Below are 9,949 nucleotides of genomic sequence, written 5' to 3'. Positions count from 1 at the left end.
ACCCGCGGAAGACGACGGCGACACGCCGAGCAGTCGCGACACGCACACCTTTTTCCTGTGTGGACAGCGCTCCACAGGCTGTGGACCGAGGCACCGGAAACCGCGGGTTTCAGCCGATTAGAACGGTCCTGACATGTGGATTCCCTGTGGACTATTCGACCGGCAAATGACATACTTGTAATACATCATCTTGGGGTCGGCGCCGCCGCGTTGCACTAGATGTAGTATCTAGATATCGAATCACCTGCTGGCGAGGCATTGTCCGCACCGGCCGTTCAGACGGTCCGCAAGGCGGCTTGAAGCCCACCAACAATTGCCGAATAACAGCACTTCACAAGGGGAGTCAGGGACATGACCGTCACGGTTTACACCAAGCCAGCATGCGTACAGTGCAACGCCACCTATCGGGCCCTGGACAAGAAGGGCATCGCCTACCAGAGCGTCGATATTTCACAGGACCCGGCAGCACTGGAGCGGGTTCGCTCGCTCGGTTACATGCAGGCCCCCGTGGTCATCACGGACCAGGACCACTGGTCCGGATTCCGCCCTGACAAGATCAACGAGCTCGCCCAGGGGTCAATCACCTCCGTAGCCTAGGCACGGCTGAGCGCCGTACTGGTTGGCGGGGCGGATGTAGTCGACATGACAACACCAACCATCAGTCGAAATGTCCGCGGACGGGCAGGTGTCGAGCCGTTGGAAACTGACGCGTCGCTCATTTACTTTTCGTCGGCGTCGGACAATACGCACCGCTTTGTCAGCAAATTGCCCGTCCGCTCCGCACGGATCCCGCTCCTCACCAGTGAGGACACGCTCCGAGCGGTCAGCCCATTCGTCCTGGTACTTCCCACCTACGGGGGCACCAGCGGCAAGGGCGCGGTACCGCGGCAGGTGATCAAGTTCCTCAACGTCGAGGGCAATCGCCGGCTGCTGCGCGGCGTGATCGGCGCCGGCAACACCAACTTCGGGGACACCTACTGCCTCGCCGCGGACATCATCGCGGCGAAATGCAACGTTCCCGTTCTGTATCGATTTGAACTTATGGGCACGTCCGAGGACGTTGACCGGGTAACCCAAGGATTGGAAGAGTTTTGGACATGACAGTCGCTGAAACAGAAGCACCCGCACTTCCCGAGCGTTTCAAGGGCCTGGGCTACCACGAGCTCAACGCCATGCTCAACCTGTACGGACCCAACGGCGAGATCCAGTTCGAGGCCGACCGGGAAGCCGCGCACCAGTACTTCCTGCAGCATGTCAACAACAACACCGTCTTCTTCCATGATCTCGAGGAGAAGCTGGACTACCTGGTCAAGAACGAGTACTACGAGCGGGAAACCCTCGACCAGTACACAATGAACTTCATCCGCGACCTGTACAAGCGCGCGTACGAGAAGAAGTTCCGGTTCGAGACTTTCCTCGGTGCCTTCAAGTTCTACACCTCGTACACACTGAAGACGTTCGACGGCAAGCGCTACCTGGAGCGCTATGAGGACCGCGTCTGCATGGTCGCCATGCACCTGGCGCGTGGGAACGAGGAACTCGCCACCCGCATGGTGGACGAGATCATCGAGGGCCGGTTCCAGCCGGCAACACCGACCTTCCTCAACGCCGGAAAGCGGCAGCGCGGCGAGCTGGTTTCCTGCTTCCTGCTGCGGATCGAAGACAACATGGAGTCCATCGGGCGCTCCATCAACTCAGCCCTCCAGCTCTCCAAGCGCGGCGGCGGCGTGGCGTTCGCCCTGACGAACATCCGTGAGGTCGGCGCGCCGATCAAGCAGATCGAGAACCAGTCCTCCGGCGTCATCCCCGTGATGAAGCTCCTCGAAGACAGCTTCTCCTACGCCAACCAGCTCGGCGCACGCCAGGGCGCGGGCGCCGTGTACCTGCACGCGCACCACCCGGACATCAACCGCTTCCTCGACACCAAGCGGGAGAACGCCGACGAGAAGATCCGTATCAAGACCCTCTCCCTGGGTGTGGTGGTTCCGGACATCACCTTCGAACTGGCGAAGAAGGACGAGGACATGTACCTGTTCTCGCCCTACGACGTCGAGCGTGTCTACGGCATGCCGTTCTCCGACGTTTCGGTCACCGAGAAGTACTACGAGATGGTGGACGACTCCCGGATCAAGAAGACCAAGATCAAGGCACGCGAGTTCTTCCAGACGCTCGCCGAGATCCAGTTCGAGTCCGGCTACCCGTACATCATGTTCGAGGACACGGTGAACCGGGCCAACCCGATCGACGGCAAGATCATCATGTCCAACCTGTGCTCGGAGATCCTGCAGGTGTCGCAGCCCACCACGTACAACGACGACCTCTCCTACGCAGACACCGGCAAGGACATCTCCTGCAACCTGGGGTCGCTGAACATCGCGAAGACCATGGATTCGCCGGACTTCGGATCCACCATCGAGACAGCCATCCGGGCGCTCTCGGCAGTCTCGGACATGTCCAACATCACCTCGGTGCCCTCGATTGCGAAGGGGAATGACGCGTCCCACGCCATCGGGCTCGGACAGATGAACCTTCACGGTTACCTGGCCCGTGAGCGGGTGCACTATGGCTCGGAAGAGGGCCTGGACTTCACGAATATCTACTTCTACTCCGTGGTGTACCACGCCGTGCGGGCGTCGAATCTGTTGGCCAAGGAAACCGGCCGGACCTTCGGAGGTTTCGAGAAGTCGAAGTACGCCTCCGGTGAGTTCTTCGACAAGTACACCGACCAGGAATGGGTTCCCCAGACCGCGCGGGTCAGGGAACTCTTCGCCAACGTGCACATTCCCACCCAGGACGACTGGCGGGCGCTCAAAGCGTCGGTGATGGAGCACGGCATCTACAACCAGAACCTGCAGGCCGTTCCACCGACCGGTTCGATCAGCTACATCAACAACTCGACCTCGTCCATCCACCCGGTGGCCTCCAAGATCGAGATCCGCAAGGAGGGCAAGCTGGGGCGCGTGTACTACCCGGCGCCGTACCTCACCAACGACAACCTGGAGTACTACCAGGACGCGTATGAGATCGGCTACGAGAAGGTCATCGACACCTACGCCGCCGCCACCCAGCACGTGGACCAGGGGCTCTCGCTGACGCTGTTCTTCAAGGACACCGCCACCACCCGCGACATCAACCGGGCGCAGATCTACGCCTGGCGCAAGGGCATCAAGACCATCTACTACATCCGCCTCCGCCAGCTCGCGCTGGAGGGGACCGAGGTGGAGAATTGCGTCAGCTGCATGCTGTAACCGGCACGTAAGCCAAACAACGACGCCGGTGGGCCGGCGCACAAAAGCCGGCCCGCCGTCGTCGTACATTAGTTAATTGAATTCACTGCCCTTGAAGGCAGTTCGACGAATGGGACAAGGGGTCACAATGACCGAGAAGGTTAAGTTGCTGTCGCACGTAGAGGCGATCAACTGGAACCGTATCCAGGACGACAAGGATGTCGATGTCTGGAACCGGCTGGTCAACAATTTCTGGCTGCCTGAAAAGGTCCCGCTGTCCAATGACGTCCAGTCCTGGAACACGCTGACCCCGGTAGAGCAGCAGCTCACCATGCGGGTGTTCACCGGCCTGACGCTCCTGGATACCATCCAGGGCACCGTTGGGGCCGTCTCGCTGATCCCGGATGCGATCACCCCGCATGAAGAAGCGGTGTACACGAACATCGCGTTCATGGAGTCGGTGCACGCCAAGAGCTACTCCTCCATCTTCTCCACACTGGCCTCCACCAAGGAGATCGACGAGGCGTTCCGGTGGTCCACGGAGAACGTGAACCTTCAGAAGAAGGCGCACATCGTCATGGATTACTACCAGGGCGATGATCCGCTGAAGCGCAAGGTTGCTTCCACGCTGCTGGAGAGCTTCCTGTTCTACTCCGGCTTCTACCTGCCCATGTACTGGTCCTCGCGCGCCAAGCTGACCAACACCGCTGACCTGATCCGGCTGATCATCCGCGACGAGGCCGTCCACGGGTACTACATCGGCTACAAGTTCCAGAAGGGCCTGGAGAAGGTTTCCGAGGAGAAGCGCCAGGAAATCAAGGACTACACGTTTGAGCTGCTGTTTGAGCTGTATGAAAACGAAGTCCAGTACACCCATGACCTGTACGACGGCGTCGGCCTGGCCGAAGACGTCAAGAAGTTCCTGCACTACAACGCCAACAAGGCGCTGATGAACCTAGGCTACGAGGCCATGTTCCCGTCCTCGGTCACGGATGTGAACCCCGCGATCCTCTCAGCGCTGTCGCCGAACGCGGACGAGAACCACGACTTCTTCTCGGGATCGGGTTCGTCCTACGTGATCGGCAAGGCAGTCAACACCGAAGACGAGGACTGGGACTTCTAAGAACGTCACCAACCCGCCTAGGTTCCCCCGGTCGTGGACCCGAAGGAACACATCGCAGGTTCCAAGGAAACAGCAAGCCCCGGCACGGATGCTTGGACCGGGACCAGCCGCCAAGACCTGGCGAGAACTCCCGCCGGGCCGGACCCGCTCCCACTGCCTCCGGAATGGGTCCGCCCCGGCTTGAAGGATCGTTACGGAATCGACGTTGGCGGATTGCCCCGCGTATCGTCCCGGACCCGAATAATCGGTTGTGTCTCTAAACCAACTTTCGGGGAATCTCGATGAACCTGCTGACCCATATCCGCGCGGGCTTGCTCTCTGCCCTTGTTCTTTCTGCGTCTCTCACCGCGCTTCCGGCTCAGGCCGAGACGGCCCCTCAGCCGCCAGGCCCCTCCATCTATGAAGGCGCGCTCGTGGCCTTCGATCCCGAGGGGAGGCTGTGGGTCTACAGCGGGGACGGGCGAATCCCCGACGCGGGCATAGTAAGCCGGGAGCAGATCGGTCACGGCTGGTCTGCCATGAGGGACATCAAGATCGCCGACTGGAACCGGGACGGGGTGCAGGACATCATCGCCGTGGGTGATAACGGCAACCTGTACGTCTATTACGGCAAGCCGGCGGGCGGTTTCACCCGTGTGACCATCGGAACGGGCTGGGGCCCTTACGACATCTCGGTCGACAAGTGGAAGACGTCCGACCCGTATCCGTCCATCATTGCCGCGAACCTGGACACCGGGAAGCTGTACAACTACCCAAATCTTTCCGGCACCACGTTGTCTCCCAGGGTCGTCGAAGGACGCGGATGGGGGCCGTCAATCACCCACCACCTGGTCGACTGGAACTCTGACGACGCACTGGATGTTCTTGGCCAGGAAACGTCATCAGGAAACCTGGTCGTGTACCGGACAGATGGCAACGGCAACTTCATCGACGAGCCCAGGCTGGTGGTGGGCAGGGGCTGGGGATCGATGAATGAGGTCGAGGCGGCCCCCACCTTCCCCGGGCTGCTGGCCCGAACCACCAACGGTGACCTCTACTTCTACGCGGCGTTGCGGGCTCGCTGGCTCGAACGCCAACTGATCGGGACCGGCTGGAATGGCTACACCATAGCTGGATTCTGATTATTCCCGGCTATTTCTTGCCGACCGGTTCGATCAGCTGCGGCCCGATCGCAGCCGGGGCTTCCAGAGCTCAGTAGCCTGGTATGCCTTCAGGACGGTCGTAGCGCTGACCGGCGGGGCTGGGCGGCAGGATCATGAAGACGAGCAGCACCAGCGCGCCCAGGAACGGTACAAGCCCGATGAGGATCAGCCAGCCGCTCATGTTCACGTCGTGTAGCCGTCGGATGATCAGCGCGATCGAGGGGACGATGGTGGCCGCCAGCCATAGAAACGCCAGAACCGTGCCGAAAGCTGACCCACCTTCGGGCATCCCCGTGGCCGGGTCGACCGTGCCGCCGCCGCCCAGGATGTTGATGAGGAATGTGACGCCCACGGACACCAGCGTCCACCACCAGTATTCGCTGCGGCTGGCCCTGCCCGAGAACGTTGCGTACTTCTTCCAGAAGCGCCGCACGGCGGCCTTGAACGGCGCGCCATAGTACGGCGCCCAGAGCGGCGGCTCAGCGCTCGAGGCAGGCATACCAGGCGGCTGGTACTGCGGATAAGTCATGATTCCCCCAAAGCTCAGTGGTGTCGGTCGACGAGCCCATCATAGGTCCGTGATGAGACTCGTTGCGAGGAAACCGGATCAGGGCACAGAGGGGTTCCAGCGGGCGGCAGAGGGTTCGACGTCAAGAATGAGCGGCATGTGGTCGCTGTGGGGCAGCCAGCCCTCGTGCCGGCCAACGAACTTCGGAAGCTGCCGGTGGAACGCCTGAGATGTGTCGCGGGGGTGATGCCCCGTTGGGGCCGGTTCGAGCGGGACGTCACTTCCGATGCGCGGACCGGCGTTGTAGGGTGACGGCGTGATCGTCCCCGATATTTCCCAGAACGCCGCGGCAGTCGCCGATCACTACGACGAGCTCGATCCGGTTTATCGTCTGGTGTGGGGCGACCACGTCCATCACGGGTTGTGGACCACGGGTCGTGAAACGCCCGCAGAGGCCGTCGAGGTGCTGGTCGATACGGTCGGCGATCGGCTCGACCTCCGGCCTGGTGATGCGTGCGTCGATATCGGCTGCGGCTACGGCTCCACCGCGAGGCGGCTTGCAGCCACACGGGGTGTCCGCGTCACCGGGTTTACTCTTTCCGCCGAGCAGGCCGCCTACGCCAGTGGGCAAACCGCACCCGGCGTGGACATCCAGGTCCGCGACTGGCTGGCCAACGGGCTGCCCGATGCATCGGTCAACGCCGCGTGGGCGATCGAGTCGAGCGAGCACATGGTGGACAAACCCGAATTCTTCGCCGAAGCGCACCGCGTGCTGTTACCCGGAGGGCGTCTGGTCATCTGCGCGTGGCTCGCCGGGACAGGTGCCGGCGGGTGGAAGGTTCGCCATCTGCTCGAGCCGATTTGCCGTGAAGGGCGTCTGCCCTCAATGGGCACCCGTGAGGAATATGAGGCGATGGCAAGGGAAGCGGGCTTTGCAGTCGATGGCTATGAGGATGTCAGCCGCCGCGTCGAGCGCACCTGGATGATTTGCGCCGGTCGGCTTCTGAAGCTCCTGCTCGTCGATCGGCAGACCCGTCGCCTCGCGCTTCGGGCACGTAACCGGGTCTTCGTCCTGAGCATTCCGCGGCTGATCCTGGCCTACCGGACCGGCGCAATGCGCTATGGGATCTTCACGCTGTCGAAGGCAGGGGAGAAGGGGCACCAACCGGAGCCGACCAATCACCCGAGCGCAGGACTTGAGGCCTGAAACTAGAACAAGGGCCAGGGTACGGCCGACATCTGACCGCCCGGAGCGGGAAACTGTCCGGCTGAGCGCAACCGTGCGCACCGCGCAGCGAGCGCAGTGATTTCATCCACCGTCAGCAGGTCCGCCAGCTCCCGGCCCAGGTCACCCTGCAGCGCCTCGCTGAGCCGGTCGACGCCGTCGAGCTCCTCCGCGGTCAGCGCATCTCCCAGCCACCCCCAGAGCACTGTGCGCAGCTTGGTTTCACCGTGGAAGGTGAGCCCATGGTCCACGCCATACCGGTGCCCGTCGGATCCGGCGAGGATATGGTCACCTTTGCGGTCGGCGTTATTGACGACGACGTCGAACACTGCCATGCGCCGCAGCGCCGGAGTGTCCTCGTGGACGAGCGAGACCATCCGCCCCTTCTCATCCTGACCCTCAAGGACCCGCTTCCAGCCGGTTGCCGGCACGCGGCCTGCGGGGACGAGGTCCACCGGATGCTGGCCAGGGTCCGTTTCCTGCCAGAGCTGCACCATGCCTTCCCCGAACGGGCCCTCGCGTAGCCAGGTGCGCGGAACGATGTTCCAGCCAAGGGTCTCGGAGACCAGATAGGCGGCCAGCTCCCGATGCGCGAGGAACCCGTCCGGGAAGTCCCACAAGGGTTTCTCGCCGGCGATCGGTTTGTACACAACCGGCGTGTCGCCGATGCTGCCCACGAACGTCGCGTTCGACGCCGTCGTGATGCGGCCGGTGAGCGTCAGCTCGGCGGTCACCAGATCGGGCGCCGGCATCACGCCTCGGGAAGGGTGCAGGTATGTCCGTCGGCGTCGATGGGCTGGCCGCAGAGCACGCAGAGCGGGCGTCCAGCGCCGACAATCTCGCGGGTGCGCTTGGCAAAAGCGCGTGCCGTGCCCACCGGCATGCTGACCCTGAGCACCTCGGAAGCGTCGGCGTCGTCGTCGTCGACGAGGATGCCATCGTCCTCGGGGTCGACCTCCGTCAGGGGATAGGCCTCGATGACGATCTGCGCGGTCGTCGGGTCCCATCCCAGGCTCATGACGCCGGTGCGGAACTGTTCCTCGACCGTCTCCAGCTGGTCATTGTCGACCAATTCGACCGGAGTGCCCCTGGGAACGCTGAAGGGATTGCCCTCGAGCGCAATCAGCTGGTCGAGGATCTCGTCGATTTTTTCGGCGAGCTGGGCCGACTGCTGCTTCTCCAACGCGATACTGACCAGCTGCTTTCCCGCACGCACCTGCAGGTAGAAGGTGCGTTGCCCCGGAACGCCGATGGTGCCGATGACGACGCGGTCAGGCCAGGCGAACTCGTGAACAGTTGTAGGCATGGGACCTATTTTAGGCTGATCAGGCTGACGGCGCCGTGTGTCCTGCGCCACCGCCCACCGGCGCGTCCTCGGAGGTGACAGTGTTTGCCAGCCAGGACAGATCCCCGGCCTCGGTATTGGTTGCGTGGACGGTGGGCCGGTGGGCGCCGTAGCGCACGATGGACACCGACGCGGGACCCACAGTGATGCGCTGGAACAGATCGAGGTGCATACCGAGCGCGTCGGCGAGGATCGACTTGATGATGTCCCCGTGGCTCACCGCCACCCATACGGCCCCTGGCCCATGCTCAGCCTCGAAAGCCGCGTCCCGGCGGCGAATCGCCGCCACCGACCGGGCCTGCATGGCGGCCATGGACTCACCGCCCGGGAAGACGACGGCGGACGGTTGCGCCTGCACGAGAGGCCACAGCTCCTCGGTGGCGAGGTCAGTCAGCGTTCGGCCCTGCCACTGACCGTAATCACACTCGGTCAGACCGGAATCGAGATGAATATCGATCGGTGCCGGGTGGGTGCCGGTCTGGCGTTCGAGGATGAACTGGGCGGTTTCGCGGCAGCGGTCCAGCGGGCTCGACACCAGCCCGAGCACGGGTACGGCCGCAAGCCGGTCAGCGGTCAGGGCAGCCTGGTCACGGCCGATATCGTCCAGGCTGACGCCGTCGGCCCGGCCTGCCAGCAGCCCGGAGGCATTCGCGGTGGTGCGGCCGTGCCGCACAAGAAGAACTGTCGCCATCCACCCAGCGTAACCACCGGCCCGACGCCGGCGGTCCGCTTCGGCGGGGAATGACCTGAGCGGCAACCATATCCGGGCCGGTGCGCGCTCAGTACACTGGACGAATGACCGAGCAGGAACCGGTTCCGTTCAAGGCTGCTGCGGATCCGGAGAGCGGATCCAGTCTTCCAATCGATGTGAGAGCCGGCTCTGTGCCGGTCGCGGACCCGGCGGCGGATAATCTGGTCGATCCTGACGCGATTGACACGTCGCTGCGCAGTCCGGGAGAGCGGTCCCGTACCTTCGCCGGAATCCTGGTGAACACCGCTCTCGCCAACATCACCACCAGCTACCTGTGGTTTGCGCTCACGTTCTGGGTGTACCTGGAGACCCGCAATGTGATCGCCACCGGCGTGATCGGCGGCGCCTACATGCTGTTGATCGCCCTTTCCAGCATCAGCTTCGGCACCTACGTGGACCGCTACCGCAAACTTTCCGTGATGCGCTTCGCCGCCGGCTTCACCCTGGTGATGTTCGTGCTGGCCGGGATCATGTTCCTGCTCACGCCCACAGCCTCCCTGCTGGACCTGCTGGAGCCATGGTTCTGGTTGTTCACACTGATCATCCTGATCGGTGCGGTTGTCGAAAACATGCGCAACATAGCCCTCTCCACCACCGTCACGATTCTGATCGAGCCGGAGCGGCGGGG

The 9,949-nt window shown here is 62.9% G+C and carries 10 protein-coding genes and 1 pseudogene; 7 read left to right on the top strand and 4 right to left on the bottom strand.

Annotated features, from left to right (window positions below; all coding sequences use genetic code 11):
- Window positions 1-351: 351 nt before the first annotated feature.
- The 5 genes from nrdH to X803_RS20850 all read left to right on the top strand — a co-directional run bounded on the left by nrdH (window position 352) and on the right by X803_RS20850 (window position 5,471).
- Complete coding sequence (gene nrdH, locus X803_RS0101385; protein ID WP_026543735.1) at window positions 352-597, top strand: glutaredoxin-like protein NrdH; 246 nt, start codon at window positions 352-354, stop codon at window positions 595-597.
- A gap of 45 nt (window positions 598-642) precedes the next feature.
- Window positions 643-1,101 carry a class Ib ribonucleoside-diphosphate reductase assembly flavoprotein NrdI gene (nrdI, locus tag X803_RS0101380; RefSeq protein ID WP_035777404.1) on the top strand — a complete coding sequence of 153 codons (459 nt, stop codon included), beginning with the start codon at window positions 643-645 and terminating at the stop codon, window positions 1,099-1,101.
- Entirely contained in the window at window positions 1,098-3,248 is a 2,151-nt protein-coding gene (nrdE, locus tag X803_RS0101375; protein ID WP_026543733.1) for a class 1b ribonucleoside-diphosphate reductase subunit alpha, read from the top strand. The genes nrdI and nrdE overlap by 4 nt, the downstream gene beginning before the upstream one ends.
- A 127-nt stretch (window positions 3,249-3,375) precedes the next feature.
- Window positions 3,376-4,350, top strand: coding sequence for a class 1b ribonucleoside-diphosphate reductase subunit beta (gene nrdF / locus X803_RS0101370; protein ID WP_026543732.1), 975 nt, complete (start codon window positions 3,376-3,378; stop codon window positions 4,348-4,350).
- A gap of 281 nt (window positions 4,351-4,631) precedes the next feature.
- A complete protein-coding gene (locus tag X803_RS20850) occupies window positions 4,632-5,471 on the top strand; it encodes an FG-GAP repeat domain-containing protein (RefSeq protein ID WP_026543731.1) in 840 nt (279 codons plus the stop codon).
- A gap of 70 nt (window positions 5,472-5,541) precedes the next feature.
- Here X803_RS20850 and X803_RS0101360 read toward each other — a convergent pair whose 3' ends face one another.
- The gene (locus X803_RS0101360) at window positions 5,542-6,021 is read right to left on the bottom strand and encodes a DUF805 domain-containing protein (RefSeq protein WP_035777403.1); all 480 of its coding nucleotides are present in this window, start codon (window positions 6,019-6,021) and stop codon (window positions 5,542-5,544) included.
- A gap of 295 nt (window positions 6,022-6,316) precedes the next feature.
- Here X803_RS0101360 and X803_RS17025 point away from each other — a divergent pair, with 295 nt between their 5' ends.
- On the top strand, window positions 6,317-7,207 hold the full coding sequence (locus X803_RS17025; protein WP_051470338.1) for an SAM-dependent methyltransferase: 891 nt from the start codon (window positions 6,317-6,319) through the stop codon (window positions 7,205-7,207).
- Window positions 7,208-7,209: 2 nt separating this feature from the next.
- Here the strand turns inward: X803_RS17025 and X803_RS0101350 are convergent, their stop codons facing one another.
- Genes X803_RS0101350 through X803_RS0101340 form a run of 3 tightly spaced genes read right to left on the bottom strand, consistent with a single transcriptional unit; the run spans window position 7,210 to window position 9,261 of the window.
- Entirely contained in the window at window positions 7,210-7,977 is a 768-nt protein-coding gene (locus tag X803_RS0101350) for an SCO1664 family protein (RefSeq protein WP_026543729.1), read from the bottom strand.
- Window positions 7,977-8,531 carry a DUF3090 domain-containing protein gene (locus tag X803_RS0101345; protein ID WP_026543728.1) on the bottom strand — a complete coding sequence of 185 codons (555 nt, stop codon included), beginning with the start codon at window positions 8,529-8,531 and terminating at the stop codon, window positions 7,977-7,979. Before X803_RS0101345 ends, X803_RS0101350 begins: the two co-directional genes overlap by 1 nt.
- A 19-nt stretch (window positions 8,532-8,550) precedes the next feature.
- Window positions 8,551-9,261: a histidine phosphatase family protein gene (locus X803_RS0101340; protein ID WP_026543727.1), complete on the bottom strand. Its 711-nt coding sequence runs from the start codon at window positions 9,259-9,261 to the stop codon at window positions 8,551-8,553.
- Window positions 9,262-9,365: 104 nt separating this feature from the next.
- Here X803_RS0101340 and X803_RS21245 point away from each other — a divergent pair.
- Window positions 9,366-9,949 (top strand): annotated as a pseudogene (locus tag X803_RS21245) (MFS transporter); the annotation flags it as partial.

This window comes from Arthrobacter sp. 35/47 (assembly GCF_000520475.1).
GTDB lineage: Bacteria > Actinomycetota > Actinomycetes > Actinomycetales > Micrococcaceae > Arthrobacter_D > Arthrobacter_D subterraneus.
Note: the sequence above shows the minus strand (reverse complement) of the source record. Positions and strands in the feature narration are given on the sequence as shown.

What these genes read in the sequence shown, in the direction of transcription:
- nrdF (WP_026543732.1), top strand. Translation starts at nt 3,376, where the DNA reads ATGACCGAGAAGGTTAAGTTGCTGTCGCACGTAGAGGCGATCAACTGG.
- nrdH (WP_026543735.1), top strand. Translation starts at nt 352, where the DNA reads ATGACCGTCACGGTTTACACCAAGCCAGCATGCGTACAGTGCAACGCC.
- X803_RS0101345 (WP_026543728.1), bottom strand. Translation starts at nt 8,531, where the DNA reads ATGCCTACAACTGTTCACGAGTTCGCCTGGCCTGACCGCGTCGTCATC.
- X803_RS20850 (WP_026543731.1), top strand. Translation starts at nt 4,632, where the DNA reads ATGAACCTGCTGACCCATATCCGCGCGGGCTTGCTCTCTGCCCTTGTT.
- X803_RS0101350 (WP_026543729.1), bottom strand. Translation starts at nt 7,977, where the DNA reads ATGCCGGCGCCCGATCTGGTGACCGCCGAGCTGACGCTCACCGGCCGC.
- X803_RS0101360 (WP_035777403.1), bottom strand. Translation starts at nt 6,021, where the DNA reads ATGACTTATCCGCAGTACCAGCCGCCTGGTATGCCTGCCTCGAGCGCT.
- nrdI (WP_035777404.1), top strand. Translation starts at nt 643, where the DNA reads ATGACAACACCAACCATCAGTCGAAATGTCCGCGGACGGGCAGGTGTC.
- X803_RS0101340 (WP_026543727.1), bottom strand. Translation starts at nt 9,261, where the DNA reads ATGGCGACAGTTCTTCTTGTGCGGCACGGCCGCACCACCGCGAATGCC.
- nrdE (WP_026543733.1), top strand. Translation starts at nt 1,098, where the DNA reads ATGACAGTCGCTGAAACAGAAGCACCCGCACTTCCCGAGCGTTTCAAG.